At 61.5% G+C, this 22,396-nt stretch carries 25 protein-coding genes; 7 read left to right on the top strand and 18 right to left on the bottom strand.

Translation table 11 applies throughout. The features are described from left to right. Positions 1-80 precede the first annotated feature (80 nt). Complete coding sequence (locus tag DES49_RS10115) at positions 81-623, bottom strand: hypothetical protein (protein WP_133736287.1); 543 nt, start codon at positions 621-623, stop codon at positions 81-83. 191 nt (positions 624-814) lie between these two features. Between DES49_RS10115 and DES49_RS10110 the strand changes: the two genes are divergently transcribed. Then, positions 815-1,300: a hypothetical protein gene (locus DES49_RS10110; protein ID WP_133736286.1), complete on the top strand. Its 486-nt coding sequence runs from the start codon at positions 815-817 to the stop codon at positions 1,298-1,300. Positions 1,301-1,306: 6 nt separating this feature from the next. Continuing rightward, positions 1,307-1,624: a DUF3301 domain-containing protein gene (locus DES49_RS10105; RefSeq protein ID WP_133736285.1), complete on the top strand. Its 318-nt coding sequence runs from the start codon at positions 1,307-1,309 to the stop codon at positions 1,622-1,624. A gap of 3 nt (positions 1,625-1,627) precedes the next feature. Here DES49_RS10105 and DES49_RS10100 read toward each other — a convergent pair whose 3' ends face one another. Then, positions 1,628-2,104, bottom strand: coding sequence for a hotdog fold domain-containing protein (locus DES49_RS10100; RefSeq protein WP_133736284.1), 477 nt, complete (start codon positions 2,102-2,104; stop codon positions 1,628-1,630). Between the two features lie 48 nt (positions 2,105-2,152). On the opposite strand from DES49_RS10100, the gene DES49_RS10095 reads away from it, so the two are divergent. The 4 genes from DES49_RS10095 (at position 2,153) to DES49_RS10080 (ending at position 4,764) form a co-directional block, all read left to right on the top strand. Next, entirely contained in the window at positions 2,153-2,764 is a 612-nt protein-coding gene (locus tag DES49_RS10095; RefSeq protein WP_133736283.1) for a TetR/AcrR family transcriptional regulator, read from the top strand. Next, positions 2,736-2,930, top strand: a complete 195-nt coding sequence (locus DES49_RS10090; RefSeq protein ID WP_166646056.1) for a TonB-dependent receptor — start codon at positions 2,736-2,738, stop codon at positions 2,928-2,930. The genes DES49_RS10095 and DES49_RS10090 overlap by 29 nt, the downstream gene beginning before the upstream one ends. Before the next feature lie 62 nt (positions 2,931-2,992). Next, positions 2,993-3,958, top strand: coding sequence for an ATP-binding cassette domain-containing protein (locus DES49_RS10085; protein ID WP_133736281.1), 966 nt, complete (start codon positions 2,993-2,995; stop codon positions 3,956-3,958). 41 nt (positions 3,959-3,999) lie between these two features. Then, positions 4,000-4,764, top strand: a complete 765-nt coding sequence (locus DES49_RS10080; RefSeq protein WP_133736438.1) for an ABC transporter permease — start codon at positions 4,000-4,002, stop codon at positions 4,762-4,764. Here the strand turns inward: DES49_RS10080 and rpe are convergent. Further along, on the bottom strand, positions 4,761-5,438 hold the full coding sequence (gene rpe, locus DES49_RS10075; protein WP_133736280.1) for a ribulose-phosphate 3-epimerase: 678 nt from the start codon (positions 5,436-5,438) through the stop codon (positions 4,761-4,763). The two genes, DES49_RS10080 and rpe, sit on opposite strands and share 4 nt — an antisense overlap. Positions 5,439-5,606: 168 nt before the next feature. Between rpe and DES49_RS10070 the strand changes: the two genes are divergently transcribed. Continuing rightward, complete coding sequence (locus tag DES49_RS10070; protein ID WP_133736279.1) at positions 5,607-6,884, top strand: O-acetylhomoserine aminocarboxypropyltransferase/cysteine synthase family protein; 1,278 nt, start codon at positions 5,607-5,609, stop codon at positions 6,882-6,884. Between the two features lie 32 nt (positions 6,885-6,916). Here the strand turns inward: DES49_RS10070 and DES49_RS10065 are convergent, their stop codons facing one another. From DES49_RS10065 to DES49_RS09995, 15 genes are all read right to left on the bottom strand, one after another. Beyond that, positions 6,917-7,378, bottom strand: a complete 462-nt coding sequence (locus tag DES49_RS10065) for a cytochrome c (protein ID WP_133736278.1) — start codon at positions 7,376-7,378, stop codon at positions 6,917-6,919. Between the two features lie 114 nt (positions 7,379-7,492). Continuing rightward, complete coding sequence (locus DES49_RS10060) at positions 7,493-8,815, bottom strand: ATP-binding protein (RefSeq protein WP_133736277.1); 1,323 nt, start codon at positions 8,813-8,815, stop codon at positions 7,493-7,495. Between the two features lie 11 nt (positions 8,816-8,826). Continuing rightward, positions 8,827-9,510, bottom strand: a complete 684-nt coding sequence (locus DES49_RS10055) for a response regulator transcription factor (protein WP_133736276.1) — start codon at positions 9,508-9,510, stop codon at positions 8,827-8,829. Positions 9,511-9,521: 11 nt separating this feature from the next. Further along, positions 9,522-9,827 carry a PepSY domain-containing protein gene (locus DES49_RS10050; RefSeq protein ID WP_133736275.1) on the bottom strand — a complete coding sequence of 102 codons (306 nt, stop codon included), beginning with the start codon at positions 9,825-9,827 and terminating at the stop codon, positions 9,522-9,524. Then, positions 9,827-10,486 carry a cytochrome b/b6 domain-containing protein gene (locus DES49_RS10045; protein ID WP_133736274.1) on the bottom strand — a complete coding sequence of 220 codons (660 nt, stop codon included), beginning with the start codon at positions 10,484-10,486 and terminating at the stop codon, positions 9,827-9,829. The genes DES49_RS10050 and DES49_RS10045 overlap by 1 nt, the downstream gene beginning before the upstream one ends. Positions 10,487-10,549: 63 nt before the next feature. Continuing rightward, a complete protein-coding gene (locus DES49_RS10040; RefSeq protein WP_133736273.1) occupies positions 10,550-13,648 on the bottom strand; it encodes an efflux RND transporter permease subunit in 3,099 nt (1,032 codons plus the stop codon). Further along, positions 13,645-15,012: an efflux RND transporter periplasmic adaptor subunit gene (locus DES49_RS10035; protein ID WP_133736272.1), complete on the bottom strand. Its 1,368-nt coding sequence runs from the start codon at positions 15,010-15,012 to the stop codon at positions 13,645-13,647. Before DES49_RS10035 ends, DES49_RS10040 begins: the two co-directional genes overlap by 4 nt. A 90-nt stretch (positions 15,013-15,102) precedes the next feature. Continuing rightward, a complete protein-coding gene (locus DES49_RS10030; protein ID WP_133736271.1) occupies positions 15,103-16,671 on the bottom strand; it encodes a nitrite reductase in 1,569 nt (522 codons plus the stop codon). Beyond that, on the bottom strand, positions 16,668-17,513 hold the full coding sequence (gene cobA, locus DES49_RS10025) for a uroporphyrinogen-III C-methyltransferase (RefSeq protein WP_133736270.1): 846 nt from the start codon (positions 17,511-17,513) through the stop codon (positions 16,668-16,670). The genes DES49_RS10030 and cobA overlap by 4 nt, the downstream gene beginning before the upstream one ends. Before the next feature lie 11 nt (positions 17,514-17,524). Next, positions 17,525-18,721: a heme d1 biosynthesis radical SAM protein NirJ gene (gene nirJ, locus DES49_RS10020; protein WP_133736269.1), complete on the bottom strand. Its 1,197-nt coding sequence runs from the start codon at positions 18,719-18,721 to the stop codon at positions 17,525-17,527. A gap of 9 nt (positions 18,722-18,730) precedes the next feature. Then, entirely contained in the window at positions 18,731-19,216 is a 486-nt protein-coding gene (gene ahbB / locus DES49_RS10015) for a siroheme decarboxylase subunit beta (protein WP_133736436.1), read from the bottom strand. 4 nt (positions 19,217-19,220) lie between these two features. Next, the gene (locus DES49_RS10010) at positions 19,221-19,700 is read right to left on the bottom strand and encodes an Lrp/AsnC family transcriptional regulator (protein ID WP_243865012.1); all 480 of its coding nucleotides are present in this window, start codon (positions 19,698-19,700) and stop codon (positions 19,221-19,223) included. Then, positions 19,678-20,202 carry a siroheme decarboxylase subunit beta gene (ahbB, locus tag DES49_RS10005; protein ID WP_243865011.1) on the bottom strand — a complete coding sequence of 175 codons (525 nt, stop codon included), beginning with the start codon at positions 20,200-20,202 and terminating at the stop codon, positions 19,678-19,680. The genes DES49_RS10010 and ahbB (DES49_RS10005) overlap by 23 nt, the downstream gene beginning before the upstream one ends. Continuing rightward, the gene (locus DES49_RS10000; protein ID WP_133736268.1) at positions 20,199-20,663 is read right to left on the bottom strand and encodes an Lrp/AsnC family transcriptional regulator; all 465 of its coding nucleotides are present in this window, start codon (positions 20,661-20,663) and stop codon (positions 20,199-20,201) included. The genes ahbB (DES49_RS10005) and DES49_RS10000 overlap by 4 nt, the downstream gene beginning before the upstream one ends. Positions 20,664-20,676: 13 nt before the next feature. Next, positions 20,677-22,338, bottom strand: coding sequence for a cytochrome D1 domain-containing protein (locus DES49_RS09995; protein WP_243865022.1), 1,662 nt, complete (start codon positions 22,336-22,338; stop codon positions 20,677-20,679). Positions 22,339-22,396: the final 58 nt, after the last annotated feature.

Genomic DNA, 22,396 nt, shown 5'->3' with positions numbered 1-22,396 from the left:
AGGATAGCGAAGCGGTTGTTTTGAAGCAACCGTTCCCCTCAAGGACTCTGATCCATCTCGACCGGGAAACGCGGCCTTGATCAGAAGTCGTCCATAGCGACTGCATCATGGAGAACCTCCCATTTCAATGCCTTGAGCGTGAAGGGGGTGTCGCAACGAATCCGGATCGCGCGGATATCCGCCTTCAGGTCGGAAAAGGTGCGGTGCTCGCCTTCGCTTGTCGGTTTTGGGTTGTAGCCGAACTCCAGCCAGATGGGATCAACCGCGCCGTGCACTCTGGATGAGGCCTTCATCGGGATATCACGACCATCATCAAGGATGATTACCAGTTCCGGTTTCAGTACGGTTCCATCACTTTTGTCTCTTGGGTAGAAGGAGGATTCTTCGAAAAGACCCTCATCGGTGAATCGATAATTCTCGGCGGAGACGCCAAGTTGCAGCATGTGGATCATGACTTCGGGAAAGGTCTGAAGCGGCGGCTCAAACTGAATGGTCCGCCATTCTGTGCCGATCTCCCACGGTCCCTCCACACGCGGATCGGGATGCTCCGGATTTTCGTCGCAGCCGCTCAGCAGGGTCAGAAAAAGGACAGTCGTCAGTAGATAGCGCAGTGCAGTATTCATCGTCGTTCATCCGTGATCAGGGTATTCCTTTTGGGTCGTTGGGTAGGATACCAAAGGCGCGCTGGAAGCAGGACTCAACTCGTGCGTTTTCCGCAGGAATCTGCAGATCCTGGTTGTTGCCGTCCCCGTTTATCGGCATTGGCGTAAGATGCCGTAGAATGGCGCGGATTTGAACAGGGAGGTCCAGGTCAATGAATGACTCCATCCGGACTCTGCGTCTGCGCACCGTATCAATGCTCTGTATGATGGTGCTGTTGCTGAGTGGCTGTGCCGGCGCGCTTGTTTTACACAACTCGGAAAACCAGCTTCAGGCAGGTGAGTTTGTGCTGGGGGGCAGAGGCTACCTTTCAGAGCCTCGATCTGAACCCTTGGTTTATTTCAGGTACACGAAGGCGGAGGTTGAAGCCGAATGGGGAGAACCGGATGCGATATTCCACGAAGCGGGAAAAGAGCAATGGCTCTATAAACGCGGGCTTGCGTGGTATACGCTGATGCCGGTCTTTGCGGTGCCAATCCCCCTGGGCGTTCCCGTTGGTAGCATGAATGCAACGCTGGCCTTCTCGGGGAACAGGGTGGTGTCTGCCACCGAGCGGGTCGGAGACATGAGCGGCGGACTCTGTGGCTTTTTCCCTATGGCCCATCCCGCGCGCACGGAGTTTGGGTGTATCGGATTCTAGGACGCTATGCAGCTTGATCTAACGACACTCACTTTGCTTTTTCTTGCCGCCTTCGGCGCCTGGTACTGGTGGCGGGCGCAGGAAACCAAGGAGCGTGCCCTCAGGGCCGCCCGCCAGGCCTGTGAGAAGGCCGATGTGGACCTGCTGGACCAGAGCGTGTATCTCAGTGGCCTGGGCGTTGGCCGCGACGACAGGGGGCGGCTGCGGTTCCGCCGGACCTTTACCTTCGATTTCACCGCCACCGGCGAGGGCCGCTATCGGGGCCGGATTGAGCTGCTGGGCCAGGTACCGCAGGCTGTCGAGTTTGAGCCTCACCGGTTCTAGGGGTCACGTGGATTTCGCCTTTTTCGCGGAAACAAACATGGTGATCGTCGCCTGGACCACAGCGGTGCCCGACTTGTCCCTGACGGTTACCACCACCGGAACATCGCCCTCGGCACTGTCCAGCGCATCGTGTGTCGCTTCGCCCACCAGGTCGGTGTTTGCCTTGGCCAGATAGTCGATGGTCATGCTTTTCGGGATCCAGCGTTTGCTTGCAGGCAACCCGGCTTCCATGAGTGTTCCCGCCGCGATTTCACAGAGGTTACCCATGGCCAGGGCATGGACGGTGCCGATGTGGTTTTCCACCGCACGACGCTTCTTCATGTGCCAGACACTGCGTGTTGGTTCCAGGGTCTCGACCCGCGGGCGGATGGTTTGAAAATAGGGCGCCCTGAAGCACAGCGCTCTTGAGAACATGGCTCGACCGCCAGGCATCGCGGCAAATCGCTCGTACATACGCAGGGTTGGTGATTTAGCAGGCATGGTCTATCCTCTTATTAGAATAACGTTCTAGAATAGGATTCTATTTCTATGGCGAGTAGTCAAGCCCGGGGTGACAGACGCCGCGATGAGATTCTGCAGGCGGCACTGGCCTGCTTCATGGAAAACGGTGTGGAGAACACCACCGTCGACATGATCCGTGAGCGCTCGGGGGCCAGCACCGGTAGTCTCTATCACCATTTCGGCAATAAGGATCAACTCGCCGCCACGCTGTTCATACAGGGACTCAGGAATTACTCACAGCGACTGACCGAGGCGCTGGCGGCCGATCCGGATGCTGAGACCGGCATCCGTCTGATGGTCACGACCTACCTGGATTGGGTGGAGGACAATCCTGACTGGGCGCGCTTTATCTTCTCAACGCGTGCCCAGGTGATCCGGGGCGAGGCCGCCGAGACCCTCAAGGAAGACAATCGCCGCCAGTTCCGGATGGTCCGTGACTGGTTGCGGCCCCGGATTGATGCTGGCGAGATACGGGACGTGCCGGTGGAGCTTTTCCATGCACTCGTTAACGGTCCTTCCCAGGATTACGTGCGCAGTTGGCTTGCTGGCCGGGTGAAAACTGCGCCGTCCGAATATCGCGAAACGCTTGCGGATGCCGCCTGGCACAGTCTTGCTCCCTGCCCCCTACACAGTCGTTGATGTTGTAGCCCGTTTCGATGCCGGCCCCGGCGATCTGACGCTGTCCGCGAAGAATCTGTTGAACGAGGATTACTATCCGGCGGTGAGCCAGGCGTATAACCTGTCCACATCAAGGGTTAAAGGCCAGGGCCGCACGGTTGGCCTCGGCTACGCGGTTAACTGGTAGTGTCTGGACTCACTCGGCGCTATCCTGATCAGCTTACAGGCTGAGAAGATCGGGGCGATTCCATGGAAGACGCGATTAGCGCCGAGGGACTGGTCAAGCATTTCGGTGCCACAAAGGCGCTTAATGGCGTGGACCTGAACGTCCGCCGTGGCACCGTGCTGGGCTTGCTCGGCCCCAACGGCGCGGGCAAGACCACGGTGGTGCGTATCCTGGCAACGCTGATTGGCCCGGATGCGGGTACGGCAAGTGTTGAAGGCTTCGATGTCCAGCGTGACCCCCACGCGGTGCGCCAGCACCTGGGCCTGACCGGTCAGTATGCCTCCGTGGATGAGAAGCTGACCGGGCGGGAAAACCTGGTCCTGATCGGTCGCCTTCTGGCGCTGCCCCGACGCACCGCCCGAAACCGTGCGGATGAGCTGCTCGCCGATTTTGACCTGCGCGATGCGGCCCATCGGCCCGTCCAGACCTATTCCGGCGGCATGCGCCGTCGGCTTGATCTGGCCGCCAGCCTGGTCGGCCACCCCAGTGTTCTCTTTCTCGACGAACCCACCACGGGCCTGGATCCGCGCGCCCGCATGGATCTGTGGAACCTGGTGCGTCGCCTGGTGGCGCAGGGAACCACGGTGCTGCTCACGACCCAGTATCTGGACGAGGCGGATGCGCTGGCGGACGAGCTGGTGGTGATTGACCAGGGGCAGGTCATTGCCCGGGGTACGTCTGAAGAGCTCAAGTCCCGCATCGGCGCCCAGACCCTGGAGCTGCACGCGAACAGCGAGGCCGATCTACCGGCCCTGGTGGAGCTGGGTGGAGACGTGGCGGGCCGGGCGCCGGAGGTGGATGGCCTGCGTGTCATGGTGCCGCTGACGGATTCGGCCCTTTTGACCACGGTTGTGCGGGGACTGGATGAGGCGGGCATCAGCGTCCGGGAGCTGATGCTGCGCCGGCCCAGTCTCGATGATGTGTTCCTGTCACTGACAGGGCGGCGCGTGGAACCGGAATCCGACGTAACGACGGAGCCCGAGTCATGATGCCAGAAGAACGAACGCCAACCGGCCTGCGGGCTCGCTTGATGGATGGTGCACGCCAGACTTTCACCCTGGCATGGCGGACCCTGCTTCAGCTGCGGCGCAATCCCTGGGAAATGGCGGACTTCAGCATCCAGCCCATCCTGTTCCTGGTGCTCTTCCTGTTCGTTTTCGGGGGCGCCATTGCCGGCTCAACGGCGGATTATCTGGAATTCATACTGCCCGGTGTGATCGTGATGAACCTGGTCTTCGTCACCGTCTATGTGGGGCACGGCCTGAACACGGATCTGACCCGGGGCGTGTTCGACCGCTTCCGGGCCCTGCCGATCGCGCGCTGGTCGCCGCTTGCCGGGCGGATTCTGGCGGATATGGTCAAACAGGCCTGGTGCATCGTGCTGCTGCTGGTCATCGGTGCGCTTCTGGGGTTCCGGCCCAGTGAATCCCTGGTCTGGTTGCCGGTGCTGATTGCGCTGCTATTGGTGTTTGCCCTGGCCATGTCCTGGGTGATGGTGCTGGTGGGGGTTCTTGCCAAGGATCCGGAGCACGTCCAGCTCTTCGGCTTCACGGCGCTGTTTCCGGTGACTTTCATCAGCAGCGTGTTCGTGCCGGTCGAGACCATGCCGCCATTGTTGCAGGTGGTGGTCCCTCTCAATCCGGTGTCCCTGCTGGCGGAGGCGTCGCGGGGGCTGCTCAGTGGCGGGCCTGTACTCGAGCCCGCCCTGGGAGCCCTGGCCTGGGCCGGCGTGATCACGCTGGTTTTCGCGCCCCTGTCGGTCTGGGCGCTGAACCGGCGCCTGGCGCAAAGCTAGATCGATTGCGACTGGGCGATGCGCTTGCGCATCTCGTCGATGACCTGGCGGTAGTCGTCCTGCTTGAAGATGGCTGAGCCGGCCACAAAGGTATCCGCGCCGGCGGCGGCGATCTCGCCGATGTTGTCCGCCTTCACGCCACCGTCCACTTCCAGGCGGATGTTGCGGCCGCTGGCATCGATCTTCCGCCGCGCTTCGCGCAGCTTGTCCAGGGTGCCGGGGATGAAGGACTGACCGCCGAAGCCGGGGTTCACGGACATCAACAGGATCATGTCGAGCTTGTCCTGAACGTAGTCCATGTAGTGCAGTGGCGTGGCCGGGTTGAATACGAGGCCGGCCTTGAGCCCTGCATCCCTGATCAGCTGAAGGGAACGGTCGATGTGATCCGACGCTTCCGGATGGAAGGTGATGTAATCGGCTCCGGCATCAATGAACATCCGGATCAGGTCGTCCACCGGCTTGACCATCAGGTGGACGTCGATGGGCGCGGTGACGCCATGCTTTCTCAGTGCTTCACAGACCATGGGGCCGATGGTCAGATTGGGCACGTAATGGTTGTCCATCACATCGAAGTGCACCATGTCCGCGCCGGCGGCGAGGACGTTGTCCACTTCCTCGCCGAGTCGGGCGAAATCGGCGGAGAGGATTGAAGGAGCAATAAGGGCGTCGTTCATAGAAGTTCCGAACCTGATTGTTAACTGGACTGGAAGGCGGATAGTGTAACTGTCGCACCCGTTTCAAACCAGCAGGGGCCCAGCGTTGCGTCCTGTTTCTGATCATAGCCGAGCTGGGGCATACTAGGGCTGGCAAAAACCATAACAACTGGATTTCAAGGACGCGTCATGAAAACCGATACCCTGACGATTCATGGTGGATTCCAACCCGACCCCACCACGAAAGCCGTAGCTACGCCGATTTACCAGACCACTTCCTATGCGTTTGATAACACCCAGCACGGTGCTGACCTGTTCGACCTGAAGGTCGCGGGCAATATCTATACCCGCATGATGAATCCCACGAACGCCGTTCTCGAGGAGCGAGTCAGGTTGCTGGAAGGCGGTGTCGGAGCGCTGGCCATGGCCTCCGGCATGGCGGCCATCACCGCTTCCATCCAGGCCATTGCCGAGGTTGGGGACAATATTGTGACCACGACCCAGCTCTATGGCGGGACCTACAATCTGTTCGCCCATACTTTCCCAAGACAGGGCATTGAGGTCCGGTTTGTCAGTGCTGACGACCCGGATGCGTTTGAGGCTCGCATTGATGATCGTACCAAGCTGATCTTCTGCGAGACCGTGGGCAACCCGGCCGGCAATGTTGTTGACGTTGAAAAGCTGGCCACGATTGGTCACCGGAACGGCGTGCCCCTGTTCGTCGATAACACGGTTCCCACGCCCTGCCTGTGGCGCCCTTTTGAGCATGGCGCCGATGTGGTTATCCATTCACTGACGAAATTCATGGGTGGGCATGGAACCACACTGGGTGGTGCGATTGTGGATTCCGGGCGCTTCCCGTGGGCCGACTACCCCGAGCGTTTTGCCATGCTGAATGAACCGGATCCCTCCTACCATGGCGTGGTCTATACCGAAGCCATGGGCGAGGCCGCCTTCATCGGGCGCTGCCGGGTGGTGCCGCTGCGCAACATGGGCGCAGCCCTGTCACCGATGAATGCGTTCCAGCTGATGCAGGGCATTGAGACCCTGCACCTGCGCATGGAACGCCACTGCGAGAATGCCCTCAGAGTAGCCCAGTACCTGGAGCAGCATCCGGCGGTGAACTGGGTCAACTACGCGGGCCTGGCATCCAGCCGGTACCATGAGCTCGCGAAGAAATACATGGATGGCCGAGCCTCGGGCATTCTGTCCTTTGGCATCAAGGGAGGCGACGAAGCGGGCGCCCGATTCATCGATGCCCTGCAGATGATCGTGCGCCTGGTGAATATTGGTGATGCCAAGACGCTGGCATGCCATCCCGCCAGCACTACCCACCGTCAGCTCAATGACGAGGAACTGGCCAGCGCCGGCGTTCCACGGGATCTGGTGCGCCTCGCCATTGGTATTGAGCACGTGGATGACATCCTGGCGGACGTTGAGCAGGCACTGGACGCCTCACAGTCCTGACCCGGGGCAGCCCGGATGTCGCGCATCCGGGCTTACTTCTTCAGGCCGCTGAAACGCTCATCCACAAAACGGCTGTGACAGCTCACGCAGGAATTCGTCATCCGGTCGAAGATCTGTTTCTGTTTCCCTGTGTCCTTACCCCCGCCGGCTTCAGCGAGCTTTGCAGCCTGCTTGTGGAACTTCTGGTCGAGTTTCAGGAACGCCTTGGGCACAGCAGCCTTGAGCGCCTTGCGGTCCTCATCGGTTAATTCCTGAGCGAGAATGAAACTGTCGTGAATGGCCTGGCCTTTTTCCTGCACGACCTTGTGATTGCCGCGGATGATGGCGCTGTAGACTTCCTTCATTGCCGCCTCGATTCCGACCATTTCCTTCTGGAGGAGTCCCCGGAGTTTGGGGTTCAGCTCCGAGGTCACGTCTTCCGCCTGTGCGGGCAGAACGGCGAGGGTCATTGTTATCAGGCATGCGCCGAGAAGGCTGTTTCGGATGGATCTCATGGGGTGTGTCTCCCTGATGTTGGTGGTTGTTTGCTGGTTTGAAAAGAAGGATTAATAAAAAATACTAATAAAATGAATCTTTATGGGCAAGCCAGCAGTGCCTTGCTCGGGAAGTCAGTCCCTCCCTGTTTTAAGCGTGGCTTTCACCTGCAGGCCGCCAAGCGGGGAATCATGGAAGCTCAGCCGCCCGTTGTACTGCTCGACAATGTCGGCGGCGATGGCCAGTCCCAGGCCCGAACCCGGATGTTCCCCATCCACCCGCCAGCCCCGTTTCGCCAGCGAGGCGCGTTGTTCCTCAGGGCAGCCGGCGCCGTCATCGTCAACGGTAAGCGAAGTCTTCTCCCCAGACTGTTCCACGGTAACCCGGACGCGGTGATGACACCACTTGCAGGCGTTGTCGACGAGGACTCCGACCAGCTCGAGAAAATCCTCCCGATCCAGGGGCAGTCTCAATTCCGGCGTAATCTGGATATCAAATTCGATGGTTTTGTGGGCATAGACTTTGGTGAATACCTCGACAAGTTCAGAAATCGCGGTCTCCGGTGCCAGGGTTGCGCCTGGCATGCCGCCACCGGCAAGGCGTGCACGACGCAGCTCCCGTTCAACAATGTTGCGCATGGCCGCGACCTGGCGATGGAGTTCGTCGGACGAGTGAGGCTCGTTTTCATTGAGGCCATCGAGGATGGTCAGGGGGGTTTTGAGGGCGTGGGCCAGATTGCCAAGGGCGTTGCGGGAGCGTATCAAACGGCTGGAGAGCAGGCGGATCAGCTGATTGATTTCCAGGATCAGGGGGCGGATTTCACGCGGGACCTGGTCGGCGTTGAGTTCCTCGATATCGCCGCGCTCCAGGCGCTGAAGCTCCTGGCGGAGTGCGTTCACCGGTGCCAGACCACGACGGATAAGGGCGGTCTGTGACAGCACAATAAGCCCGAGAAGCAGAACGCCAAGGCCGGCAATACTGCCCTGCAGCAGTCGTACCGTTGCCGTTAGCGGGCCAATATCCTCAGCGACGCCGACCACGGCGGACTGGCCCGACTGACTGAAGCCTTCAATCAGCATCATGAGCGGTTGTCCCTCGGGCCCCAGTGTGCGGAAGGTACGGCGTTCGCCGGGTTCGAGATCCGGAAGATCCAGTTGATGGTCCCAGAGGGAACGGGAACGCTCGGGCGCGCTGCCCTCTGTTTCAATCTGGAAATAGTGGCCGGAATAGGGCTGTTGATACACCTGGGTGAGTTGTTTGCCCTGGTGCGGCGGGGCATTCGGGCTCAGTTCCACGCCGGCGACCAGGGTTTCAAGGTCGTGTTCCAGGCGGGTCAGCACGAAGTCGTCCACCAGCTGGCGCGCGCCATAGCTCACGAGGACCACGGTCAGCAGTGTCGCTATCGCCACCGGAATGGCAATACCAATAGCAAGTCGGGATTGCAGACTGGTTCGCACCCTGAACTCCCTCAGCCGTCCTGTGCCCGGAAAACGCCGGGGTGAAAGACATAGCCCTGGCCGCGCCGGGTTTCGATGGCGTCGTGCCCGATCCTGCGGCGCAGCCGGTTGATGTAGACCTCGATGACGTTGCTGTCTTTGTCCTGGTCGTATTCATACACGTGCTCGGTGAGGCGGCTCTTCGACAGCAGCGAATCCGGGTGGAGCATCAGGTAGCGCAATAACCGGAACTCGGTTCCGGTGAGCTCCACCGGGGCTCCCGAGGGCAAAAGGGCTTCCTGGCGCTCCTCATCCAATGTCAGACCGCCGGCGGTAAGCGCGCCGCCGGGCTGGTTGCCGGCACGGTGGATCAGGGCATTGAGCCGGGCGATGAGTTCCTCGGTATGGAAGGGCTTCCCCAGATAGTCATCGGCCCCGGCCTTGAAGCCATCGACCTTTTCATGCCATGCATCCCGGGCGGTGAGGATCAGAACGGGGAGGGCGTTTCCCGCCTTGCGCCAGTTCCGGAGTACTTCCAGCCCGGAGCGGCCGGGGAGACCAAGATCCAGTACCGCCACATCGTAGGCTTCCTGTTCGCCCAGATACTGGGCTTCAATACCATCGCCGGTGACATCCGTGGCGAAGCCCGCGTCACTCAGGGCTTTCCTGAGTTGCTCGGCGAGAGCTGCCTCATCCTCAATCAGTAACAGTCTCATGCGCCGGTCACCTAATCGTCTTCGCCCATGAATTCGCCGGTAACAGCGTCAAAACGCAGTTCACGTACCTCCCCCGAGGGGGCAAGGATTTCCAGTTCGTAGACGTGTTCATCTTCTTCGCGCTCCAGCTCCACTTCCAGCACCCGGCCGTCGGGATATTTTTGGCGGAAGGTTGTGAGGATCTCCTCAAGACCAACGATATCCTCATTCTCGCGCAGTTCCCGAACCTCGTCATGATCTGCCCCGGCAATCGGTATAACGGCTACCAGGAGCAGAGCGGCGGCCATCAGCGGCCGCCATGGAGGTGTGACTGTCATCAATGATCTCGCTTGTAGCCGGTAAACATCGATCGAACCAGGTTCTGGCGTTCGCGGATGCTTTCCACGATCACGGCGATCACGTGAAGAATCACCAGCGCCAGCGTCAGGTTAGCAAACAACTCATGGACTTCTTCGGCCGTTTCCACCAAGGCGCTTTCCTCGTGTTCTTCCTCTTCTTCGTGGGCTTCTTCGCCCTCTTCAGACTCGTTATGCGTTTCGGCGGGGGCAACCCCTGACTGCATTTCCGGTGTGGCAATCAGCCAGCCGGCGAGAGGCCCTTCGCCTTCCTCTCCTGCGAGGACTACCATGCCGGCGCCGGAGGTGATGAGCAGGGACAGGATGATCGCCAGGATCATGGCACCCCCTGCCGGGTTGTGCCCCCTGTAGTATTCGGCACGTCCCCGGATATTGTCACGCATGTAGGCCAGTATGGCGCGGGGAGAGAACACGAAACTGCTGAAGCGGGCGTGCTCGCTTCCGATGAAGCCCCAGATGATGCGCAATACCAGAAGCCCCACAATGAGGTAGCCGGCCCAGGCATGCAGCCACTCGGGCTCTCCTTCGGTCAGATAGGCTGTAAAGAAGGCAATGACCAGAAGCCAGTGAAAGATGCGTACGAATGGGTCCCAGACCCGCACCTGATTGTCCTGATTCATGGTTGGTTCTCCGCTGTTCATGTGTTTATGACTTCAGCCTAGGCGGAGAACCTTAATTCAGTCTTAAAAGGCATCCGCGTCCGTACTGGTAAGGCCAAGATCGCTGAGGATGGCGTAGAACGCCGGCAGTGCGACAAGGATCAGCACGGTTGAGATCAACAGTCCGAATACGACGGAGATCACCAGGGGAATGACGGCCATGGCCTGTGTGCTCGTTTCGGTCAGCAGCGGCAACAGGCCCGCGATGGTGGTGCTGGAGGTGATGAAAATGGCCCGGAAGCGGTCGCGGCTGGCCTGGCTGGCGGCACTCAGGGCATCCAGGCCGTTCTGCCGGTGAATGCGTATGAACTGCACCAGCAGGATGGCGTTGTTCACCACGATCCCCGCCAGCGACGCCGCGCCGATCAGCGATGGCATGGACAGGTCGTAGCCCATCAGGATATGGCCCCAGATGGCGCCCATGAAGGCGACCGGGATCGCGAGCATCACGATCACGGGCTCGACGTAACTGCGGAACTGGAACGACAGGATCAGGAATATGCCCACAAGTCCGATTATCAGGCCCCGCGCGATGGACTGGCCGGTCTCCTGGGAGCGTGCGGTCTGGCCTTCCACGCTGATGTTGAGGCCGGGGTAGCGCTCCTTCAGGTCCGCAAAGGCTGTCCCTTTCAGGTCACCGACAATGGCGGCGGCGTTTCCTGTCTGGGCATCGACGTCAGCGGTGACGGTCGCGGTGCGCAGCCCGTCGATCCGTGTGATCTGCCCCCAGTCCCGTGAGGTCTCAACTCGGACCACTTCGGTCAGCGGCACGGCGCGGTCATTGGCGCTGAATACAATACTGTCGGCGAGGAAGTCGAGGGTGTTGCGTTCCGTGGCTGTCTGGCGCAGCAGCACCTCGATGTACTGATCCCCCACCTGGACAGAGTCCACGATGTCACCGAGCAGGCCAGTCCGGACCTGGTTCGCCACGTCACGGGCGTCGATGCCCAGGGCCAGAGCGCCTTCCCTGAGTGACAGCAGCCGCTGGGGCTTGCCGGGGCGGAGGTCGTCCATGATGTTGAATGTGCCGGCATAATCGCCAATGGCTGCGGACAGGTCCGTGGCGGCCTGTTTCAGGGTGGGCAGATCCTCGTGCTGGAGGCGGACCTCGATGGGAATACCCGCGGGCCCGAAACCGGGCTCCTGGATGTTGAGGCTGACGAGACCATTGATGTCGCCAATGCCCTCGTACCAGCGGCGCCTGATCGTATCCAGGTTCGTGGTCCGCGCCTCTGCCGTCAACAGGTCAACCATGACGGTTGCAATATGGGGCCCGGTTTCTCCCGCGCTGGCATGGTGATTGAAGCGGGTCTGGATGTTCTGAACCAGGGGCTGCTCCCCGGGCTGCTGGGGTGTCAGATCCTTGTTGATGGTCTGCATGGCCGCGCTGACCTGGTCCGTAACCGCCTGGGTACGCTCCAGTGGGGTGCCCTGGGGCATGAGAATCCGCGCTTCCAGCACGTCGCCTTCGATATCCGGCATCCCTTCCATCTTGATTACCCCGAAAGCGATGACGCCAACCGAGCCGAACAGGAAGAGGAGCGTTACCGCAAGCGCTGAATAGCGGAACTGGATGGCACGATCCGCAATACGCCCGCTCTGTTCCCGCAGCGCCTCGAAGCGCCGGGTGAATGCAGCTCTCAGCCGTGAATCGGATTGATCCTGCAGCGTCCCGAGGCTGCCTTTCAGGTGATGGGGCAGGATCCAGAACGCCTCGATCAGGCTGGCTGCGAGGGCGGCAAGAAGGGCGACCGGAAGCACTTCAAGCACCGCCCCCATTTCCCCGGCGAGGAATGCCAGAGGCAGGAATACGGAAGCGGTGGTCAGGAAGGAGGACATGACACCGGGAAAGACCTCGCGGGCCCCGTGGGCGGCGGCTTCCAGCGGCGAGCGGTCCTGTGTGGCACTGGCCGCAATATTGTCGGTAATCACCACGGCGTCATCCATGACGATGCCAATGGCCATGAGAAGGGCGACCAGGGTGATCATGTTCAGCGTAAGCCCGGTCGCCAGCATGACCGCAAAGGCCCCGGCAAAGGCGGCGGGCAGCCCGAACAGGGCCCAGAGCGCGAGGCGCGGGCGGAAGAAGAGGCTCAGGACCAGTCCCACGAGGACCAGCCCGAAAATCCCGTTCTCCACCAGCATCCGCAGCCGGTCCCGGACGATGGAGGTCATATCCTGGGTCAGTTCAAGGCTGACGGTATCGCCCTTTGACGCCACTTCGCTGCGCCGGAAATCCTCGAGCGCGTCCATCACGCGCAGCGAATCCGCGCCCAGGCTCTTGTGGGCTTCCAGGATGATGGCCCGCTCACCGTTGAACGTGACCCGTTCCTCGTCGCGTTCATGGGTGATGCTGACGTCAGCGATGTCGCCCAGCCGGATCTCGGCACCGCTGTCGCCGCTGATGATACGCAGGTTTTTCAGGTCTTCAGCGCGCCGGCGCTGATCCACAAAACGCAGCTGAACATCCTGCCGGTCCGTCTCAAGGGTGCCCAACGGCATGTCCAGGTTCTGGCGCTGCAGGGCCGCGGCGATATCCGTGGTGGCCAGGCCATACTGGCGCAGCTGGTCGCGGGAGACCTCCACCTGCCACTGGCGCTGTGACAGGCCCTGGGTCACCACGTCCGCGACGCCGTCGAGGCGCAGCAGCTCATCCTCGAGATCGTCCGCGTATTCTTCCAGATCGTTGAAGGACATGGGGCCGGAAACGGCGAGGGCGGCCACCAGGTCGGTCCGGTAGCGCTCTTCGATGATCGGGTCCTCGGCCCGCTCGGGCAGGTTCTGGAGGGCCTCGATTTCGGTGCGGATGTCATCCAGGAAGCGTCCCATGTCGCCACCACGTTCCATGCTGGCCACGGCCCGGGCCATGTTGTCCCGGGCGGTGCAGGTGAGTTCCTCCAGGTTCTCCACACGCTGCAGGGCCTCGTTGAAACGCCGGCAGATGGCCTCTTCCACGTCCGCTGCTGTTGCACCCCGGTATTCCATGGTGATGCTGACTTCCGGCGGGCGGTAATCGGGAAAGGTCTCGCGCTTGAGATTGGGCGCGGCGAACAGCCCGATGGCCAGAATCAGGATCAGCAGCAGGTTGCCCGCCGTGGGGTGCGCGGCGAACCAGCGGATCATGGGGCGGCACTCCGCGCCTGGTTCCGGATGGTTTCCAGGGCTTCCTCGTCACGGCCTGGGCTGAGCCGGGTTCCCTCGATGGCGGGAACCAGGTCATCCAGCACCAGCCGCTCTCCGGGGCTCAGCCCCTCCCGGATGACGGAAAGATCATCCTGGCTCCACGCCACCGAGACCCTGCGCCGTTCAAGGCGGTCGCCGTCATCGGCCAGATAGACGCGGTCCCCGTGGATGGTTGCTGCGGGAACCACAATCACATCATCCGGTGTCGGCAGCGAGAGGGTGCCCCGCACGTACATATCCCGCACCAGCGGTGGCTGCTCGGGCGGGTTGGCGTTGCGGTAGGGCTCCTCCACGCTCAGCACCACCTGGACGGTGCGCGTGCCCGGGTCGAGACCGCTGGCAACGCGCGTGACACTGGCATCCCAGGTGGTGTCCGGATCTCCGGCCAGTGAAAGCTGCGCGTCGATCCTGCTGAGATCAATACGGCGGTGCAGATCCGCTATGGGTTCTTTCAGTTCAGCGGCGGGCATGTCCGGTAACTGGCGCATAAGCCGGCGCAGCTGGGCGACCGGGAGCTGGATGACGGCTTCAGCGGTTGCAATGCCATCGGCCGTGAACAGGGTCTGCCCCGGGCGCACCTCTTCGTCCTGTTCCACGTCGGCCTTATGGATGCGCAGGTCAAAGGGGGCGCTGAAATGGGTATCCTCAAGATCCTGTCTGGCCTGTCCCAGGGCGGACTCCGCGCGGGCAATACGCGCTTCCAGGTTGTCCCGCTGGCTGGGGATCAGTGCCAGTTCATTCTCCAGGGACTGCACGGCCTGGCGCTGCTGGAGGGTGGCACGTTCCTGTTCGTCCAACCGGGTGCGGGAGACCGCGTCCCTTTCGGCAAGATTGCGAACCCGTTCGAGTTCTCTCTCAGCCAGAGCAAGGCGCTCTTTTTCCAGCTCCAGAAGCAGGCGGGTATTGGCGGCTTTCTGTTCAAGCTGGCGCTTGTCGCTGCGTGCCGAGGCAAGGTCCGCTTCGGCGCTGGCAACCGCCAGTTCGTACCGGGTGGGATCGATCCGCAGCAGTTCCGTGCCTTCATTAATCAGATTGCCGCTTTCGAGGTTGGGGTGGCGTTCGGTAATGCGGCCGCCAACCCGTGCAACCGCCTGCCAGCGTCGGGCCGCGCGGACATTGCCGTAGCCCCGGGCTTCCATGCGAAAGGGCATGGGCGTGATGGGCATAACCCGCACACTGCGGGATTCAGCGACTGAATCGGACTCTTCGGGCCCAGGCCTGAGGTTGGCCATCACCACCACGAAGGCGATGCCGGCCACCAGCGCCAGGCCGATAATGAGTGCGTTCTTCCGGGGCGAGAGCATGGCCAAGTGGTGATCCCTGAACCGTTCATGGTTAATTAAGCGAAGCCTAATACTATAAACCCAGTCAAGGATTTCTCACATTGACATCCGTCAGTGACTGGTCCCCTCCTCGTACTGGGTCTTGTTCCAGACGTTGTACTTGCCGGAAGGCTTCTTCATGGGAATGCGCTTGAGCTCTTCCAGGGTGTCGGCGTCATAGACGATCACCGCCCCGTCGTCGTCCCAGATGCTGAGCAGGAGCTTCTCGCCGTAACGGTCAAACTCCACATGGGCCGAGGTCTTGCCGGGCTCGGGCTGGAGGGTCTTCTCGATCTCCAGGGTCTGCTTGTCGATCACGTGGACCTTGTCACTGTTGGGACCGAAGAAGACATCCACCCAGGCGTAGCGGGAATTCTCATGGCTGCGCATGAAGAAGCCGGGGCCGTCGGTCTCCAGCGTCTTGAGAACCTCCCAGTTCTCCATGTCGATAATGGAGACGGCACCGGTGCGGAAGTGTGGCGTGGCCATCACGCGCCGGCCCTCGTATTCCCAGGTGATGCCGGAGCCCAGGTGGGGCATGCCGGGCAGTGGCAGGGTGGCGATGGTCTTGCCCGTATCCAGGTCGATGACATGGCCGTTCTCACCATTACGCGCGGCACCGATCAGGTGCTGGTAATCCTGGTCGAAGAAGAAATCATCAAGATGGGTCTCCGTCTTCATCCGGCGGACTTCGGCTTCGCCGTCGACCACCCGGATTTCCCAGGCTTCGGGAATGTCCTTGAGCGCGGCGATGAAGCTATCCCTGGGTGGCGCCGTGTAGACAGCACTGACGCGGGAGCTTTCCATCGCCTTTGGTACGGCATCCTGGTATTCGAGGCTGTGCCAGCTGGTCTTTGCGGACTGGTTTTCATCCGGACGTGCCGCGGGAATCACCTCCATAAGGCTGAGGTCCTCGGCATCGAACAGCACCATGGTGTGGGGCAGGTAGTTGGCGGCCAGCACATGCTCGCCATCGGCGGAGACCGCAATGTTGCGCATGTTGATGCCGGCCCGGATCTCGGCGACCACCTTGAGGTTGTACAGGTCGTACTTGGTGATCCAGCCGTCCCTTGAACCGAAGTAGACAAAGCGTCCATCCGGGCTGTACTTGGGTCCGCCATGGAGGGCGAAGCGGGTCGGGAAGCGGGTGATGGGCTCCATGCGGTCGCCGTCGAGCAGAGTGACGTGGTGGTCGCCCTTTTCAACCACGAGGAAGAGGTTCATCAGGTCCGCCACGTAGATGGGGAACGGATCGAGCGTGTCCACCGGGTTGGGAACACGGTGTGACGCCGTGATGGCCTCCTGGCTCCATTCCAGGTCGTCCTCAGGCTTGGTGTAGATGAAATCCACCAGGCGGGTGATCTCATCGTCCGAAAGCGCCTTTTCATAACCGCTCATCTGGGTGGCGGCGCGGCCGTTTCGAATGACGTTCTCCGCGTCCTCCCTGGAAAGCCTCGAGAGGTTCTCCGGCAGCAGGGCGGGGCCGGTGACGCCGAGCCGGTCGGAGCCGTGGCAGCTGGCGCAGTGCTGTTGATAGAGGGATTCGGTGGCGCCGGGTTCGCTGTTACTGGCCTGCAGCGCCGTCGCCATACCCAGCAGGACGAGGAATGCAGTGTTGGCAAAAGTGGGCTTCAATATCATGCTCCCTGGTATGCCCGGATCATTGGCGGGCGAATCGGTTTACTCTGGGAGGGCATCAGGCGCTTGGCAAGAGCCACGACTTCCCCGACGATGATCAGCGTCGGTGGCTGGAACTGATCGCGTTCCGCGGTGTCCGGCAGCTCGGCGAGGGAGGTGACGGCCATGCGCTGCTGGTCCGTTGTTCCGCGTTCGATCAGGGCAACAGGGCAGCTTCCCGGTACACCGTGATGCATCAGGTTATGCGTAATCGCACCGGCATTGCTCAACCCCATGTAAAAGACCCGGGTCTGGTTGGGGGTGGCCAGGGCGCTCCAGTCCAGGTCCAGGCTCTGGTCCGCCTTGCGGTGGCCGGTTACGAAGATCACGCTCTGCGCGTGATCGCGGTGGGTGAGGGGGATGCCGCAATGTGACGCGCAGCCGGACGCCGAGGTGATCCCCGGTACCACCTGGAAGTCAATGCCGTGTTCCATGAGGTATTCGGCTTCCTCGCCGCCGCGCCCGAGGATGTAGGGGTCGCCGCCCTTGAGTCGGACTACCCGCTGATGCTGTCGGGCCCGCTGGACCAGTAGTGCGTTGGTATCCTGCTGGGGCACACAATGGTTGCCGCTGAACTTGCCCACGTGGAGGCATTCCGCTGACGGGTTGACCAGTTCCATGACCTGCGGGGAAACAAGCCTGTCGTGCAGGACCACATCGGCCTGCTGGATCAGCATCAGGGCGCGCAGGGTCAGAAGGCCCGGGTCGCCCGGCCCTGCGCCGACGATGGCGACGTCGCCGGCCCGGAAGGGCGGCTCCGCCAGCTGGAATTCCACCAGGCGTTTTTTCTGGTTGGCGTTGTCCATACGGCGCTCCCTCAAAGGTTATGGACCGGAATCTCCACCGCGGGCGTGGCCACCCGGCGGTCACTCTCGGGCACCCCGATTTCCTGGTTGGTCAGGTAACAGCCCGGGTCTTCCTCCCAGAAATCCCCGGAGACGTTATAGGCCCGCACACGGGTGTTGCCGTTGCACACGGACAGGTAATGGCAGTCCGCGCAGCGTCCCTTCACGGGCCTCGGGCGCTGGCGGAAACCGGCCATCAGCGGATCGCTCTCGTCGCTCCAGATCTCGGAGAAGGGCCTCTGACGGACGTTGCCCAGGGTGTAGTTCCACCAGAAGGTATCCGGGTGGACGTTGCCCAGATTATCGATGTTCGAGATGTTCACGCCCGAGGAGTTACCCCCCCAGTTCACGAGCCGCTGCCAGAGGGTGTCCACCTGATCCGGGTAGTGCTCCCTGGCCCATTCGATCAGGAAGGGGCCGTCGGCATCGTTGTTGCCGGTGACGTATTCGCGTTCGATGCCCTGCTGCAGTTCGCGGTGGCAGTGGTCGAACATCATGGTCATGGCCTGGCGGGTCATGTCGTACCAGGTGTCGCGCTTGCGGTTGCGCCCGCCCCGACCGGAATAGTTCAGGTGCGAGAGGTAGAACTTGTCGATGTCGTGGTCATCCAGAAGCTGCAGTATGTCCGGCAGTTCGTGGAAGTTGTCCTGGGTCAGGGTGAAGCGCAGCCCCACCTTGATTCCGGCCTGGCGGCACAGCGCGACCGCCTTCATGGATTCGGCAAACGCCCCTTGCTTCTGGCGGAACCAGTCGTGGGTGGCCTCGAGTCCGTCGATGCTGATGCCGACATAGTCGTAGCCCACCTCGGCAATCTGCTGGATATTGTCTTCGGTGATCAGGGTGCCGTTGGTGGACAGGCCCACGTAGAAACCCATTTGCTTGGCGCGGTGGGAAATCTCGAAGATGTCCCGCCGCATCAGGGGTTCGCCGCCGGAAAGAATCAGCACCGGCACGCCGTAACTCTTGAGGTCGTCCATGACGGTGTAGACCTCGTCGGTCTCCAGCTCGCCCTCGAAATCAATGTCCGCGGACACCGAATAGCAGTGCTTGCAGGTGAGGTTGCAGCGGCGGATGAGGTTCCAGATAACCACGGGCCCGGGTGGCTGCGCGGGCGGCGCAACCGGGGTGGGGTGCATGAGGCTCTTGATGTAACGGGTCATTCTGAACATGGCGCCCCCTTATCGTTTGCGCTGAAGGCGCAATCCGGTCTTTTTCAGGATTGCGGAGCTGTACAGGATCTGGTGCCCGCGGCAGGCATCGCCCAGCAGCTCGTGAATGCGTTCGGCCTTGCTTTCCACCTCGTCACGGCTTGTGCCGTGCACCATGGCGAAGAGGTTGTAGGGCCAGAGCGGCAGATGCCGTGGCCGGCGGTAGCAGTGGCTGACAAAGGGCAGTTCCCCCGTTGCCCGGCCCAGCTCACGGACCCGCTCATCGTCAACGTCCCAGACCGTCATGCCGTTGAAGTGGTAGCCCAGCCGGTAGTGGTTGGGCACGGCAGCGACGCGGCGCAGTACACCATTGGCCTGGAGGCGCTGGAATCGCGCCAGGGCTTCGTCGCCGCTGATGCCGATCTGTTCGCCCACGGCGGCCCAGGGGTCGGATACCAGGGGCAGCCCCTGCTGGGTGGCGACGATCAGTTCCCGGTCCAGGTTGCCCAGGGTCATTGATTCAGACGTAGAAGCGGAGGTTGACATGGAACTCCTCCTCCTTGGGCATGTTGTAGACCGGGTGACCGGTCAGGGATTCAATGTCCTGGATGACCCGCGGAATGGCCTCTTCCTCTTCGGTGGCCAGCACGAACCACATGTTCAGGTCATGTTCCCGGCGGTAGTTGTGGGCCACTTCCGGGAAGCTGTTGACCTGTTCGGTCACGGTTTCAAACTCATCTTCCGGAACGGCCATCGCCGCCAGGGTCAGCCCGCCGCCCATTTCCCCGGCATGGAACATGGGGCCGAAACGGGTCAGAAGGCCGGAGTCCAGCATGGCCTGAAGATGGGTCAGCAGGGTGTCTTCCCCGATGCCGAGTTCCTCGGCCACGGCCGCATAGGGATGCGGGACCAGGGGAAGGCCGTCCTGCAGGCGGTTGAGAATGGCCCGCTCGGTATCGCTCAGCGCGGGCGGCTTTTCAGGTGTTTCCATCACCGACATAACGGCCTCCACACTGTCGGTAGGCCTTGCGGCTGAACAGGACGGCGTGCTCCGTTTCCTCAAGACCATGGCGCTCACGCAGCTGTCGGAGCTGCTCCAGGACCTGCTCCCGATCCGTGCCGTGGATCATGCAGAACAGGTTGTAGGGCCAGTCCGGAAGCTGTCGGGGACGCTGGTAGCAGAGCGTCACGAAGGGTTCTTCCGCAAAGGCATTGCCAATAGTGGCAACCTCCTCATCGGGGAGGTTCCAGACCACCATGGCATTGGCGCGATAGCCCAGGGTGCGATGGCGCACCACGAGTCCCATGCGCTTGATCAGGCCGTCGGCCTGCCACTCGGACGTGGCATCCAGCACCTGCTCCTCGGTGAGTCCACACTCTTCCGCAAGCGCCTGGTACGGCCTTGGGCAGAGGGGCAGGCCGGTCTCCAGCCGGCGGCGCAGCATCAGCAGCTTCTGCGCATGGCTCAGGGTCGTATCAATGGCCCGGGGCATATGACTCATGAGACTGCCTCCCAGTCGATGTTGAAGGCGAGGTCGATGTGATAGGCCTCGATCATCGGCAGCCTGAGTACTGGCAGCGCCAGTGTCTCCTCCAGCTCATCCAGTCGCGTCGCCAGTGTTCTTTCATCCGGCGCGGTCATGACAAACCAGAGGTTGAATGTATGTTCCCGGGCATAGTTGTGATTGATGCCCGGGAAGTGATTGATCCGGTCGGCGACCTGATCAATCTCGTGCTGCGGTGCAGCCACAGCCGCGAGCAGGCTGGCGCCCGCGCGGCTGTGTTCAAAGACGGGTCCAACCCGGCTGATGATCTGATGCGCCTGGAGCGCCTCCAGTCGATTGATGACCTCCTGTTCGGAGAGGCCCAGTTCCTCGCCCATTCTCAGGAAGGGGCGGGAAGTTACGGGCATCCGCCTCTGGTAGAGGTCGATCAGCCGCCTGTCGGTCGCATCCAGTTGCATCAGCTCACCCGGCTCAGTACACGTCGTGCTGTGTGTTGTAGACGTTGAACTTGCCTGTTGGGGTCACCAGACGCTCATCCTTGATGACCTTCTTCAGTTCGCGTGTCTTGTCATCCACAACCACCAGCGCGGATTCCTGCTCCTTGCCGTTCCATACCGAGAACCAGACCTCGTCACCGGCCTTGTTGTACTCGGGCTGGACGACCCGCTTGGGTCCTTCGCCCAGGTCGGCCCACTCGGCGATCGGGAGCCGCTCGTAACCCTCATCAAGGTTGTTGATGTCGAAGACGATCACGCTCTGCTTGATCTCGTCGTTCGGGTTGAGCGGGTTGTCGACCCAGAGGTTATCCGACTCCGGATGGGTCTTGATGAACAGCGAGCTGCCGCCCTGACCCTCAAGCTTACGGACCACTTTCCAGGCGTTTTCCGGGTGGTTTTCCGGATCGGTACCAATCAGCTGGACGCTGTCGTCACCCAGGTGGGAGGTGGCCCAGACGGGTCCGTGTTCCGGATCCACGAAGTTGGCGCCACGGCCGGGGTGGGGAATGCTGCCCACGTCGATCAGTTCCTCAAGCTCGCGGTCCCTGGAGTCGACCACGGCAATCTTGTCGGACTCATTGGCGGCGGTCAGGAAGTAGCGCTTGGTGCGGTCCCAGCCACCGTCATGCAGGAAGGGCGCGGAGTCGATGGTGGTCACGGACAGGTTGTCCAGGTCCTCGTAGTTGACCAGCTTGATCTTGCCGGTTTCCTTGACGTTGACGATGAACTCCGGGTGCTCGTGGGAGGCAACAATGGCCGCCACGCGCGGTTCCGGATGGTACTCCTGCTCGTTGACCGTCATGCCGCGGGTGGAGACGATCTTCTTCGGCTCCAGTGTTTCGCCATCCATGATGGTGTACTGCGGCGGCCAGTAGCTGCCGGCAATCGCCAGGTCGTCTTCGTAACCCTTGAACTTGGAGGTTTCAACGGAACGCGCCTCCAGCCCGATGGTGATCTCCGCCACGTTGGTGGGCTCTTCCATCCAGAGGTCGATCATGTTGACGCGCGCGTCACGGCCGATCACGAACAGGTAGCGGCCGGATGCCGACATGCGTGAGATGTGCACCGCATAGCCGGTATCAATCACCTTGACGATTTCCTTGGTGTCGCCGCTGATCAGAGCTACCTGGCCTGCATCACGCAGCGTTACGCTCATGAGGTTTTCCAGGTTGAGGTCATTCTGGGGTTCAGTGGGACGGTCCTCGGGAGGGACATCCACCGACCAGGTTTCGCGCATCTTCTCCATGCCGAATTCCGGCGGCTCCGGCGGTTCGTGCTGGATGTATTTGGCCATCATCTCGACCTGCTCATCGCTCAGCTCACCGGATTCACCCCAGGCTGGCATGCCGGCGGGTGAGCCGCTGTTGATGAAGGCCTTCAGGTAGGCCATGCCGCGCTCCTGGGTAATATCCGGAGTGAGCGGCTTACCGGTTGCCCCTTTGCGCAGCACACCGTGACAGCCCGCGCAGCGGTCGAAGAAGATCTGTTTCGCCTCGTTCCAGTTCTCCTTGGACATGGGCGGTGCGCCTTCGCTGGTCATAAGGTCCTTGGTGGACCCTGGATCCACTGCGCTTGGCGCGCCCTTGTAGGAGGAGCCCCCGTCCTCGGGGTGTTTCGGTTCGGCGTGTACGCTCATCGTCGCCGTAGCGGCAATGGCAACCGCCAAAGCCATGGGTTTGAAGAAATGGTGGGTT

The organism is Halospina denitrificans, from assembly GCF_004364635.1.
Classification (GTDB): domain Bacteria; phylum Pseudomonadota; class Gammaproteobacteria; order Pseudomonadales; family Oleiphilaceae; genus Halospina; species Halospina denitrificans.
This window is presented reverse-complemented; position numbering and strand designations above follow the sequence as displayed.